This window comes from Clostridium liquoris, assembly GCF_002995785.1.
Classification (GTDB): Bacteria; Bacillota; Clostridia; order Clostridiales; family Clostridiaceae; genus Clostridium_AO; species Clostridium_AO liquoris.
Genome location: NZ_PVXO01000041.1, coordinates 1 through 12322, shown reverse-complemented (window position 1 = coordinate 12322; position 12322 = coordinate 1). Strand labels below are relative to the sequence as shown.

The window sequence follows — 12322 nt, the reverse complement described above, 5'->3', positions numbered from 1 at the left end:
AAATTCAATATCTGCCTTTAGTTATATTACATTAATCTTATTATTTAGTCAATTACTTAGAAAAAAGTACTATGTTCTGTAATCTATTCTCTATAAAAAAAACACTCCCTAAAAGGAGTTGTTTTTTAAGCTATCCTAATTATAGAAGCTACAATAGCTGCAATCACCGCACAAACTGGAATAGTTATAACCCAAGCTTGTACAATATTCTTTGCTAATATCCATCTTACTGAGGACATTCTATTAGATGCCGCTACACCCATAATTGAAGTTGAAATAATATGGGTAGTGCTTACTGGTGCTTTAAACATTGTAGCTATAAATATTACAAGTGCCGCTCCTGTTTCTGCTGCAAAACCATTTACCGGTGCAAGTTTTGCCATATTATGTCCCATAGTCTTTATAATCTTTTTACCACCTGTCATAGTTCCTATAGCCATAGCCGTTGCACAGCCAATTTTTACCCATAGAGGTATACTAAACTGTGATATAACTCCTGCACTGACAAGAGCCATGGTTATAACTCCCATGGATTTTTGCGCATCGTTTCCACCATGGTTCAATGCCATAAGCATAGCTGAGGCTATTTGAGCCTTAGAGAAAAATCTAGTTACCCAAGATGGTTTTTTATCTTTCAATAGATAATTTAATATCTTCATAAAAATATAACCCATAATAAATCCTATAATTGGGGATAAGAATAACCATAATACTACTTTCCAAAAAAAGTTCGCCCAGTATATTACTGAAATACTTTTAGAAAAAGTAATTGCCGCTCCTATAAGTCCACCTATTAATGCATGGGAGGAACTGCTGGGAATTCCATAATACCAAGTTATTATATTCCATATAACTGCTGCTAATAGTCCTGCTATAACTACGTATTGAGTAATGCTAGTAGGGGCTATTAAACCTTTGCCTATGGTCTCTGCAACTTTAACATTCATAAAGGCTCCTAGAAAATTAAAAAATGCAGACATTAAAACTGCTTCTTTCATTGTAAGAACTCTTGTAGATACAGATGTAGCTATAGCATTAGCACTGTCATGGAATCCATTAAAAAAATCAAAAATTAAAGCTATAATAACTATTGCTATTGTTAATTCTAAACTACCATTAAGCATTTTTCATAACTACCCCTTCAACAACATTTGCTACATCTTCGCAAACATCTAATGTATCTTCTAAGAATTGGTATATCTCTCTCCACTTTATAACCTCAAGGACTTCTATGTTGCCATTAAATATGTTTCTAATTGCGCCCCTAGAAACCTTATCTCCTTCAGTTTCAAGTCTATTTATTTCAATTATTGATTTTTTAAGATCTTTATTCTCTTTCATGTTTCTAAATTCTTTCATTAATGCTATTAATTCTTTGCAGCATCCTAAAATCATCTTTCCTAAGCTTTTAGCCTCATCCGTAGAATAATTTACATTAAACATAACAAATCGGCTTGCTGTTGATTCTATATAATCAATAATATCATCCATATATTTAGCTATTGTGTATATGTCTTCTCTATCAAATGGAGTTAAAAAAGTTTGGTTTAGTTGCTCAAGTATTTGATGCTGAAGATTATCTCCTTCATGCTCCACATCCTTTAGCTCCTTAAGTTTTTCCTCACTATGGCTTAAATCATTTAAAAGTTCATCTAACATAGTTGCTGCCTTTAAAGATGTTTCTGCAACCTTATCAAATAATTCAAAAAATTTATCTTCCTTTTGGGGCTTTTTAAACATTTTATTCCTCCTAAAGCATAGATTTTTTATTACCTTTAAAAGTATATCATATATTACGACAATTTTGAACATAAAATTATAGTATAAAATGTCTAAGTTTTGATTATTATATCTTATTATATACATTATACTTATAGGTCATGAAATAAAATGAGGTCTATATCCTAAATAAGATATAAGCCTTTATATTGCATTTTATCCCATAAAATTTAATTTTAATTTTCAATTGTTAATTAAGCTTCTATTCATTCAAATCCATAATCTCTCCTGTAACTAAATAAATTGTCCACTCACATATATTGGTTACATGGTCTGCCACTCTTTCTAAGTATTTGCAGATAAATAAAAATTGAGTTGCTTGATTAATTGTGCTTTGGTCATTGGCCATAATAGGCAGCATTTCCTTGAAAACCCCACGATATATAGCATCTATTTCATCATCTTTTTTGCATACTGAATATGCCTTATCCACATTACCCTCTACATATGCATCTAAACCTTCTCTTATCATGTCCTTTACCAAGCCTGACATTTTAGGTATATCTATCAATGGTTTAATAAACTTTTCATCCTTTAGCATTATACCAATTTTAGCAATATCCACAGCATGGTCTGCCATTCTCTCCAAATCTGTTATAATTTTAGTGGCAGTAAATATCATTCTTAAATCCTTGGCTAAAGGCTGCTCTGTAGCAATAAGTTTTATACATCTATCCTCTATTTCCTTTTCCAAATTATCCACTAAATCATCATCTTTTATTACCTTTTGGGCTAATTTTACATTATGTGTGATGAGAGCTTCTGTTGAATCGTGAATTTGTTTTTCTACAATACTTCCCATTCTTAGTACATAGTTGTGCAATGCCTCTAGATGTAAATCGAAAGTACTTCTTGACATAAAAATCACCTCTTTTATTATTTATAATACCCTTTATAAATTTATTATAGCATTAACCAAATCTTCCTGTAATATAATCTTCCGTTCTTTTATCTCTAGGTTTATAGAATATATCCTCTGTTTTCCCGAATTCAATAACTTCACCATTGAGGAAAAATGCAGTATAATCTGATATTCTTCCTGCCTGCTGCATATTATGAGTAACAATTATAACTGTATACTTTTCTTTTAATGTATCCATAAGCTCTTCCACCTTTGAAGTGGATATAGGGTCTAGGGCAGAAGTAGGTTCATCCATTAGAAGTATCTCTGGCTCCACTGCAAGGGTTCTAGCTATACAAAGTCTTTGCTGTTGTCCACCAGAAAGTCCTAATGCATTTTTCTTTAATCTATCCTTTACTTCATCCCAAAGGGCTGCCCCCTGTAGACTTTTTTCTACTATTTCATCTAGCTTGCTTTTATTTGTTAAGCCATGTATTCTAGGCCCGTAAGCTATATTATCATATATGGACATAGGAAAAGGGTTAGGTCTTTGAAACACCATGCCTATTCTTTTTCTTAGTTCTATTTCATCAAAATCTTTATATATATCCTTTCCTTCAAAGAAGACATTTCCTTTAATTTTTACTCCTTCAATAAGATCATTCATTCTATTTACTGTTCTTAAAAAGGTTGACTTACCGCAGCCTGAAGGTCCTATAAGCGCTGTAACTGCATTTTTCTCTATATTAAGATTTATTTTTTTCAAAGCCTGCATACTGCCATAATATAAATCTAAGTCCTTAACCTCTATAATACTCATTAATTTTCCTCCCTATTTTTTACCTGTATAATGCTCATATATTCTATTACCTATAACTCTGGCTAATATATTAAATAATAAAACCATAATTATCAGCACCGCTGAAGCTCCATCTCCAATTCTAGTTGCATCTGGTACCATTCCTTCTGAATTTACCTGCCATATATAAACAGCTAAGGTTTCAGCAGGTCTCATTAAATTAAAAGGAGAACCGCTTGTAAAAAGGTTATTCATAGAAAAGGATAAAGATGGCGCACTCATTCCTGAAGTATATAGAAGAGCTGCTGCTTCACCAAATATTCTTCCTCCAGCTAATATTACACCTGTAAGTATTTGAGGCATAGATGATGGTAATATTACCCTTCTTATAGTCTGCCATTTGGTGGCTCCTAATCCAAGACTAGCCTCCTTTACCCCTGATGGAACTGCCCTTATGGCATTTTCACTAACTCTAGTTAAAGATGGCAAATTAAGTATCCCTATGGCTAAAGCACCAGATAAAAGCGTAAATCCCCAATGGGTAGACTTAACGAAAACTAAAAATCCAAAAAGTCCTACTACTATGGAAGGTAATGAAGCCATAGTCTCTATACACAATCTTATAATATTTAATATTTTACCTTCCTTTGCATATTCCGCAAGATAGATTCCTGCTCCTATGCCAAAAGGAATTGTTATTGCTAAAGAAATAATAAGCATATAAAAAGAATTAAATAACTGAGGTCCTATACCCCCTCCGGCTTCTCCTACCTTTGGATTTCCAAACAAGAAGCTAGTGGTTAAATATCTTACCCCTCTTATCAATATGTATCCTATTAAAGCTGCCAGTAATAGCACAACCAACGTAGATATAATATATAGTACCACAGTAAATATTTTATCTTTAACCTTTGCATTCATTATTTAATTTCACCTCTTCTGCCAATAGCTCTTAATACTAATATGAATATAAATGAAACCACTAAAAGAATTAATGATAAACTCCAAAGGGCATCATTCCACATGGTTCCCGTAACAGTATTAGCCATATCCATAGTTAATATGGAGGTTAATGTAGTTGTAGGACTTAAAAGACTGTTTGGCAGCTTTATAGAATTTCCTATTACCATTTGTACCGCCAAAGCCTCTCCAAAGGCTCTAGCAAGTCCTAAAACAATAGCTGTTAGTATTCCACTCTTGGCAGAAGGCAGCACAACCCTGCTTATAGTTTGCCATCTGGTACCACCTAATCCATAGGAAGCCTCCAGATAATCCTTAGGAACAGACTTTAGTGCATCCACAGATATACTAGATATGGTGGGCAGTATCATAACACTCAAAACCAATATACCTGCTAGTAAGCTGAATCCAAGACCACCAAAATTCTTCTTTATAAAAGGTAATAATACCGTTATACCTATCCAGCCATATACAACTGAAGGTATTCCTATGAATAACTCTAAAGCCGGTTGTAATACTTTTTCTCCTAATTTAGGGGATATATAATTTATAAAAATTGCTAAAGCTATACTTACAGGGGCACTAATAAATACCGCACCTAATGATACCAGCATGGAACCTACAATAAATACAGCTGCACCAAACTGTGGTACTTCTCCTTCTGGAACCCATTTTGTAGAAAATAAAAACTGAAAAATTGAATATTTATCTTTTGTAAAAGTATTTAAACCCTTTGAAGCTATAAAAAATATTATAGTTAAAGTTAAAAATACTATTAATATTCCGCAAAATATAGCATAACCTTTTCCAATGTATTCATTTTTCACTTGATTTAAAAACTTCTTTTTTTTCATAATTACCTACCTCTAATAAAAATTTAACACAATAAGGCCAGCTGCATCTTGCAACCAGCCTTATATGCTTATTTTAAATTGCTCATTGGAATATATCCCAGCTTTTCTACTAATGCCTTATTTTCATCACTTATCATATAATCAATAAAGGACTTTGTTAATCCTGCTGGTTCTCCCTTCGTATACATATGTTCATATGACCAGAAAGGATATTTTTTAGCTATTATATTTTCATTTGTAGCTTCTACATTATCAATTTTTATTAGTTTTAAATTAGCTTTTTTTTCACCAGTTAAATATGATAGCGCCAGATAACTAATAGATCCTTCAGTGGATGTAATTGTTTTTTCAACACTTCCACTGGAGTCCTGAGTAGTTCCTAATCCTTCTTTCTCTGTTTTTCCGTCCATTATAGTATCAATAAATGTGCTTCTAGTCCCTGAGGATTTAGGTCTATTAACTACGTTTATAGCTAAATCCTGTCCTCCAACTTGTTTCCAGTTAGTTATTTTTCCTGTAAATATATCTGCAATTTGTGCCTTTGTTAATGAATCTACTTTTACATCTTTATTTGTAACTATTGCAAAGCCTATAGCACAAACTTTATGATCTACTAACTCTTTAGCCTTATCTTTACCTAATTTTGATTCTGCAGTTACATCGGAATTACCAATTTGAACTGCACCTTCAACTACTTGGTTTATACCAGTACCGCTGCCTCCACCTTGAACGCTTATGTTTGCTCCCGGATTCTTTGTACTATAGCTTTTTCCAGCTTCCTGTACAAGTAGTTGTAATGCTGTAGATCCAACTGCTGTTATTGTTCCAGTATTCGAACTTGGTTTGTTTTCATCACTCTTCTCGGTTGTACTACCACATCCAGTTAATACACCTGTGAAAACAGTTATCGTTAATGCAGCTATAATAGCCTTTAAACTTTTAGTTTTCATTTACACTAACCTCCTAGTTAATTTATGAACTTTCTTTAATTGTTATCTACAGTTATTATGATAATACACTAAGGTTAAGGCATTATTATAGATATGTTAATTAAAATTAACATAGTTTCCTATATTTTATTATCTTCATAGCCACACAATTCTATACTTGTATTTTAAAAGGAAAAAGGATGGATAACTAATCCATCCCTTTCATGGGTATTGTTACTATAAACTTACTTCCTTTTCCTACTTCACTTTCTACATTTATAGTTCCATTAAGACCTAAAACTATATGTTTTACTATGGCAAGACCTAGCCCTGTTCCACCCTGAGCTCTGCTTCTTGCTTTATCCACTCTGTAAAATCTTTCAAATAGTCTGTCAATGTGCTCCTTAGGTATTCCCACTCCAGTATCCTGAACCCAAATGATATACTTGTTTCCTTTAAGCTCTGTACCTATAGTAACACTACCTCCACTTTCCGTATATTTAATAGCATTGTCCACTAGATTTATTAACATTTGTTTAAATTTATCTTTATCACCTAAAACACAAGGTATTTTTTCCCCCGAAATAATTATTTTTATGTCCTTACCATCTGCTGAATTCTTTACTAGGTAGCAAATATCTTCAATTAATCTATTTATATCTACACTTTCTTCATTTTTCTCTTTGTTGTTTTCTATATCAGAAAGCACCAGTATATCATCTATAAGTCTAGTAAGTCTTTCAGCCTCATCATTAATGATATCTAAGAACCTTTCCTTATTTTTCTCATCTTCTACATATCTTAAGGTTTCAGCAAATCCCTTTATGGATGTCAATGGAGTTTTTAGTTCATGGGATACATTTGCTACAAACTGAGAACGCATATTTTCAAGCTTTCTAATGTCTGTAACATCCTGTACCACCGCAACGGTACCTATAAGCTTTTTACCATTGTTAATATCTGCAGTTTTTATCCTTAAATCCCTTTCCTTTGGCCACAATATTTTTATTTCACCATAATCATTTATTGTATTTCTAAATATATCTTCAAATTCAAAATTTCTAATGTGATCTAAAAGATTTTTGCCTATGATATCCTGGTTTATACCAAAAATCTTTTCGGCACAGGGATTTATCATAATTACTTTAAAATTCTTATCTACTGCTATAACACCACTATCCATGCTCTTTAAAATAGCTTCTAGTTTATTTTGCTTGTCTACAGAATCATTTATAGTAAACTGTAATTTTTCCGCCATATTATTAAAAGTTTCTCCTAATTGTCCTATTTCACCTTGAGAGCATATATTTACTCTTCTATCCAATTCCCCTGCGGCTATCCTTGATGTTATAAATTCCAAATCCTTAATAGGTTTAACCAATCCCATAGACAATTTTGAAGAAAATACAAAGGACATAGCTATTGCAATAATGGTTACAACAATATAGTAGTTTATATATTTTCCTTCAAATCCTGTTATCATATTCATTTTTACAGCACTTCTTATTACATATCCATTATTAAAAGATGTGGCAAAGTACATAGTATCACTATTGGTAGAAGCACTATTCCTAATAACATATGCATATCCATTTTCCCTGGAATTAATTATCTCTTCTCTATTATTATGATTATCCATTTTAGAAATATCTAACTGGGAATCGCTTAAAACCTTTCCATTTTCATCTATATAGGTAACTCTTATTTCATTATTTTTATAACTGTTTTTTATAAATTTATCTATATTATTTATTTGCCCCTGATTTAATATATCTATAATTAACCTATTATTTGCTTTCAATGTCTTTTTTGTATTCTCAGTATACTGATAATTTACAATAATTATAAAGAAAGTCATTACTAAAGCCAAACTGAGCATCAAAGTAGTCAGCATATATGTCATTAACTTTTTTCTCATTATATCACCACTAATCTGTGAAATTAAATCTATAGCCTACCCCTCTAATGGTTTCTATATATTTAGGGTTTTTATCGTCATCTTCAACCTTTTTTCTTATATGCCTAATATGTACATCCACTGTTCTGGTTTCCCCTATATATTCATAGCCCCAGATCTTGTCAAGCAAAAAATCCCTTGTTAAAACCCTTCCTTTATTTTTTATAAGCATTTCTAATAGTTCAAACTCCTTTAATGTTAAATCTATCTTTACATTATCTTTCAGCACTTCATGTTTTTCAAAATCAATTGCAATATTTCCAAATTCAAAACACCTTTCTATAGGATGAGCAGAAGTTCTCCTAAGTACTGCCTTTACCCTGGCCATCAATTCCCTTACAGAAAAGGGCTTTGTAAGGTAATCATCTGCTCCTAACTCCAATCCCAATACCTTGTCTAACTCCTCACTCTTTGCGGTTAGCATTATTATAGGTGTAGTAGAAATATTACTATTCATTCTTATCTCTTTACATACATCATATCCATCCATTCCTGGCAGCATTAAATCCAATAAAATTAATGCTGGTCTTTCATTTTTTGCCATGTCTATAGCCTGGATACCATCTTCGGCACATATGGTATCATACCCCACATTTTCTAAATTAAATTTTAGTAATTCTCTTATATGCTCTTCATCATCAACTATTAAAATCTTTTCTTCACCCATGAATAATCCTCCATCTTATAAAAAAATAATAGCTTTATGATCATTTTATCATAAAGCTAAGTAATTTAATATGTAAAATTATTTGCTTGACTTAAGTCTTGTTATTTCTTCCATAAAGGTGTTAACATCCTTAAACTGCCTATATACAGATGCAAATCTAACATATGATACCTCATCAATTTTTTTCAAATTCTCCATTATCATTTCACCAATATATTCGGATTTAACCTCTGTCAGCATTTGATTATTTATACACTTTTCCACTTCATCTGCAATAGATTCTATTTGATTTCTTGAAACAGGCCTCTTTTGACAAGCCTTAATAAGCCCATTTACTATTTTTGATCTTTCGAAGTACTCTCTACTCATATCCTTTTTTATAACCAGTATAGGAACATTCTCTATCTTTTCATAGGTAGTATACCTTTTAGCACACTTAAGACATTCTCTTCTCCTTCTAATGGACATATCATCTTCTGTTGATCTAGAATCTACAACCTTGCTTTCATTATATCCACAATATGGGCATTTCATATATTCTCCCGCCTTCTTATTTTGCTTATTGTTTCATTTATATACATTATATTATACACTTTTTTTATTTTATTTCTACTAAGATTTGTCCATTATAAATTCACTGCCATCTACCAATATTACATCTAATCCTATTTTTTTCACTTTATCCCAAGGTATTTCTATATCTGTATTTTTCCCAAACCAGGACATTTTCTGAGAGGGTAGTATTATTGCCAATACCTTACAATCCAATGTATCTATTTTTAGATCCTTTATATATCCTAATTTAACCCCAGAGTTTATATCTATGATTTCCATAGCCCTTAAATTATTTATTGAATAATAACTCACTTCCATAAATTCTCCCCCTTATAACTTCCATAATATATACTATATATTTATGTATTAATACCAAAAAAATGTCACCATTTTTTTAATTGACAGTTGACAAAGGACAATTGTCCTCTGTCAAGTAAAAAAAAGTGCTAAGCACTTTTTTTTAAACGTATTTTCTCATGTGTTTTAATGCTGTTTTTTCTAATCTAGAAACCTGCGCTTGAGATATTCCTATCTCATCTGCCACCTCCATTTGTGTTCTGCCATCAAAAAACCTTAAGGTTAATATAAGTTTTTCCCTATCATTTAATTTTTTCATTGCCTCCTTAATAGCAATATTCTCCAGCCAACTGTCATCTACATTTTTATTGTCACTAATTTGATCCATTACATATATGGCGTCACCACCATCATGATAAATAGGCTCAAATAGTGATACAGGATCCTGTATTGCATCTAATGCAAATACTACTTCTTCTCTAGGTATGTTTAATTCTTTAGCTATTTCTGAAACAGTTGGCTCCTTATTATTATCAGTTATTAATTTATCTCTAACCTGTAAGGCTCTATAGGCTATATCCCTTAAAGATCTGCTCACTCGTATGGAGTTATTATCCCTTAAATATCTCCTTATTTCACCTATAATCATAGGCACAGCATAGGTAGAAAACTTCACATTCTGACTTAAATCAAAATTATCAATGGCTTTTATTAATCCAATACAGCCAACTTGAAATAAGTCATCTACATTTTCTCCCCTATTATTGAATCTTTGTATTACGCTTAAGACAAGCCTTAAATTGCCTTTTATAAACTTTTCCCTGCCTTCATTATCTCCGTCTTTCATACGAAGTAGTAATTCATGCATTTCTTTCTCTTTAAGTACTGGTAGTTTAGAAGTATTTACACCACAAATTTCAACTTTATTGATCATCATAAGTAATCAGCCCCTTTAGTGTAATTGCATTTTAATTATTTCCTTAGAAGCTGATTTTTATACAAAGACAAGCGTTATAACATTTTATTTATTTCTTTCTTTAATCTTTTTATAATTCTTTTTTCCAATCTAGATATGTAAGATTGAGATATTCCTAGCATGTCTGCAACCTCCTTTTGGGTTTTTTCTCCCTGCCCTCCAATGCCAAATCTTAGATTTACTATTTCCTGTTCCCTATGACTCAATTTATCCATAGCTATAAGCAAAAGCTGTTTGTCTACTTCATCTTCAATTAAATTATATACTACGTCATTATCCGTTCCTAAAATATCTGATAATAAAAGTTCATTACCATCCCAGTCCACATTTAAAGGCTCATAAAAAGAAATTTCAGCCTTAACCTTACTATTTCTTCTTAAATACATAAGTATTTCATTTTCAATACATCTAGAAGCATAAGTAGCTAATTTTATTTTTTTCTCTGGGTCAAAGGTATTTACTGCTTTAATCAACCCAATGGTACCTACAGAAACCAAATCCTCCACATTCATCCCAGTATTTTCAAACTTTCTTGCTATATAAACTACCAATCTTAGATTTCTCTCTATTAATATAGCCCTGACAGTTTCATCTCCGCAAACTAATCTTCCTACTAAATCCTCTTCTTCTTTTTTAGTTAAAGGAGGAGGAAGTGCATCATTTCCACCTATATAATATACCTTTTTAGCGAATAACTTTAATTTTGATAAAATGTTATTTAGTAATAATTTTATTTTTAGCATAGTCTTTCCCCCTATTTATATTATTCCTCTTGATAATAAAGCTTGATAATCCCCACTATTACTTAGTTTCTTTTCACAAAATGCTACTAAAACATCCCTTTCTTCCATATAATCTTCCCTATGAATCTTTACACACTCAGGTTTTATAGCTTTTAATTTACCATAACTCCCATTAATTACAGCATAAGGTATGTAAAATATATCATAGCCCTGGATGTCTTCTTCTTTAAATATATGCTTTTCAACAATTATCACTGGTAAATTTGTTACTGGCTCAACAAGTTCATTACCTGTATCTAAAAATGCTTTTATTTCTTTTTTTGAGGTTTTTAGTATAATATCTACCTCATATATAAAGCTATGCATTTCTCTTCTATCCTTTACAAATAAAACAGCTCTATCAATTAATAAATATATTATTATTACACTTAGCATAAGTTTTTTATAAGAGAAATTATATATAACTCCTTGGGAAACAGAAGAGTTATTTTGATTAAATTCTATGAATATACAAAGCCCTGCCAACAACATAGAGTATAAAATAAAAATAATGGAAGCTTTTATATTAAATAATAAATCTTTTTTCCTAAAAGTAATAAATACCATAATGACAGCTATAGTTATTTTCATTAAAATATTATTAAAGTACTTTAGACTATCAATGAGTATTGTAAATATATATAAACTACCTATAAACCCGGCAACATATGTATATGGTCCTCTTACTCTAGTGCTGACAGTGCGAGCAGTTATGGAAAGTAAAAATGTATTTACAATAAAGTTTTCTAATAATAGTACATCGATGTAAACAACCACATAATCTCACCTCTAGATACTATTATAGTATTCTCGAAAACTCCCAAGGTACTGAAGTTTCTACATTAATTTTTCTATAGAAATCAGCTTCACCCCAGAGTTTTTTCAAGTTTTATATTGTACGAATAGCTTATATAATTTAAGATATT

The 12322-nt window shown here is 31.3% G+C and carries 14 protein-coding genes; all 14 read right to left on the bottom strand.

Features of this window, described 5'->3' with window-relative positions; all coding sequences use genetic code 11:
• Positions 1-125: 125 nt before the first annotated feature.
• The 14 genes from CLLI_RS07390 to spoIIGA all read right to left on the bottom strand — a co-directional run bounded on the left by CLLI_RS07390 (position 126) and on the right by spoIIGA (position 12173).
• Complete coding sequence (locus CLLI_RS07390) at positions 126-1124, bottom strand: inorganic phosphate transporter (RefSeq protein WP_106063585.1); 999 nt, start codon at positions 1122-1124, stop codon at positions 126-128.
• Positions 1117-1740 carry a DUF47 domain-containing protein gene (locus CLLI_RS07385; protein WP_106063584.1) on the bottom strand — a complete coding sequence of 208 codons (624 nt, stop codon included), beginning with the start codon at positions 1738-1740 and terminating at the stop codon, positions 1117-1119. The genes CLLI_RS07390 and CLLI_RS07385 overlap by 8 nt, the downstream gene beginning before the upstream one ends.
• Before the next feature lie 241 nt (positions 1741-1981).
• Positions 1982-2638: a phosphate signaling complex protein PhoU gene (gene phoU / locus CLLI_RS07380; RefSeq protein ID WP_106063583.1), complete on the bottom strand. Its 657-nt coding sequence runs from the start codon at positions 2636-2638 to the stop codon at positions 1982-1984.
• A gap of 52 nt (positions 2639-2690) precedes the next feature.
• Positions 2691-3440: a phosphate ABC transporter ATP-binding protein PstB gene (gene pstB, locus CLLI_RS07375; RefSeq protein ID WP_106063582.1), complete on the bottom strand. Its 750-nt coding sequence runs from the start codon at positions 3438-3440 to the stop codon at positions 2691-2693.
• A gap of 12 nt (positions 3441-3452) precedes the next feature.
• Positions 3453-4340 carry a phosphate ABC transporter permease PstA gene (pstA, locus tag CLLI_RS07370; protein ID WP_106063581.1) on the bottom strand — a complete coding sequence of 296 codons (888 nt, stop codon included), beginning with the start codon at positions 4338-4340 and terminating at the stop codon, positions 3453-3455.
• The gene (gene pstC, locus CLLI_RS07365; protein ID WP_106063580.1) at positions 4340-5233 is read right to left on the bottom strand and encodes a phosphate ABC transporter permease subunit PstC; all 894 of its coding nucleotides are present in this window, start codon (positions 5231-5233) and stop codon (positions 4340-4342) included. The genes pstA and pstC overlap by 1 nt, the downstream gene beginning before the upstream one ends.
• A gap of 68 nt (positions 5234-5301) precedes the next feature.
• Positions 5302-6183: a phosphate ABC transporter substrate-binding protein gene (locus CLLI_RS07360; RefSeq protein ID WP_106063579.1), complete on the bottom strand. Its 882-nt coding sequence runs from the start codon at positions 6181-6183 to the stop codon at positions 5302-5304.
• A 187-nt stretch (positions 6184-6370) separates the two neighbouring features.
• Entirely contained in the window at positions 6371-8080 is a 1710-nt protein-coding gene (pnpS, locus tag CLLI_RS07355; RefSeq protein ID WP_106063578.1) for a two-component system histidine kinase PnpS, read from the bottom strand.
• A gap of 10 nt (positions 8081-8090) precedes the next feature.
• Positions 8091-8786, bottom strand: a complete 696-nt coding sequence (locus CLLI_RS07350; RefSeq protein WP_106063577.1) for a response regulator transcription factor — start codon at positions 8784-8786, stop codon at positions 8091-8093.
• Positions 8787-8864: 78 nt separating this feature from the next.
• A complete protein-coding gene (gene nrdR, locus CLLI_RS07345; protein WP_106063576.1) occupies positions 8865-9320 on the bottom strand; it encodes a transcriptional regulator NrdR in 456 nt (151 codons plus the stop codon).
• Between the two features lie 78 nt (positions 9321-9398).
• Positions 9399-9659 carry a YlmC/YmxH family sporulation protein gene (locus tag CLLI_RS07340; RefSeq protein WP_106063575.1) on the bottom strand — a complete coding sequence of 87 codons (261 nt, stop codon included), beginning with the start codon at positions 9657-9659 and terminating at the stop codon, positions 9399-9401.
• A gap of 142 nt (positions 9660-9801) precedes the next feature.
• Positions 9802-10575, bottom strand: a complete 774-nt coding sequence (gene sigG, locus CLLI_RS07335; RefSeq protein ID WP_106063574.1) for an RNA polymerase sporulation sigma factor SigG — start codon at positions 10573-10575, stop codon at positions 9802-9804.
• Between the two features lie 74 nt (positions 10576-10649).
• Positions 10650-11357: an RNA polymerase sporulation sigma factor SigE gene (gene sigE / locus CLLI_RS07330; RefSeq protein WP_106063573.1), complete on the bottom strand. Its 708-nt coding sequence runs from the start codon at positions 11355-11357 to the stop codon at positions 10650-10652.
• Between the two features lie 15 nt (positions 11358-11372).
• Positions 11373-12173, bottom strand: coding sequence for a sigma-E processing peptidase SpoIIGA (gene spoIIGA / locus CLLI_RS07325; protein ID WP_106063572.1), 801 nt, complete (start codon positions 12171-12173; stop codon positions 11373-11375).
• Positions 12174-12322 lie beyond the last annotated feature (149 nt).